Consider the following 529-nt stretch of genomic DNA (forward strand, 5'->3'; position numbering starts at 1 on the left):
TCGTATTCATGCCCCGCATTGGCGGGACGGACAGTGAAGTCCATGATGTCGTCGCCGCCGCCGGCATCGAAGAGCATGAAGCCGGAGAAGCGCAGCGCGTTGGTGCCGCTGAGGGTGAGATCGTAGATGAAGGCTTCGTTGGCGTCGCTGCCGGACAGTATCTTGAACGAGTCGGCAGTGTAAATGACCGAGCTACCGTAATAGCCGTAGGTCGACAGCGTCTCGTTGGTGGTGGTGTTCGTCGTGGTGCTGGTCCGGGTGAACTTGCCGGAACGTGTGAAATTCATTCTCGATCCCCATGCATACGCTCGCCGCTCGCTGCCGGCCAGCGTTCTATACTTTAATGCTATCTAATTACCTCAGAATCGGCATCGGTAATAGGAGGTACTTGGAAAGGGGGCAGAGTCGGCGCTGATTTCGCCTGAAAGGTCAGGGCTGTGACCGCTCCGCCACATGCCTCGCCCCTCGTCCGGCGCCTCACGCCGCGAAGACGAAATCCGAGGCGGAGAGGGTGAGGGCGGTGTTGGCC

Annotated in this window: 1 protein-coding gene; it reads right to left on the reverse strand. The window is 59.5% G+C overall.

From position 1 onward, the window contains the following. Positions 1-287 (reverse strand): hypothetical protein (locus KHC27_RS11485; RefSeq protein ID WP_213339151.1); only part of this gene is annotated, 287 nt, incomplete at its 3' end. Positions 288-529: the final 242 nt, after the last annotated feature.

This window comes from Ancylobacter lacus (assembly GCF_018390635.1).
Classification (GTDB): Bacteria; Pseudomonadota; Alphaproteobacteria; order Rhizobiales; family Xanthobacteraceae; genus Ancylobacter; species Ancylobacter lacus.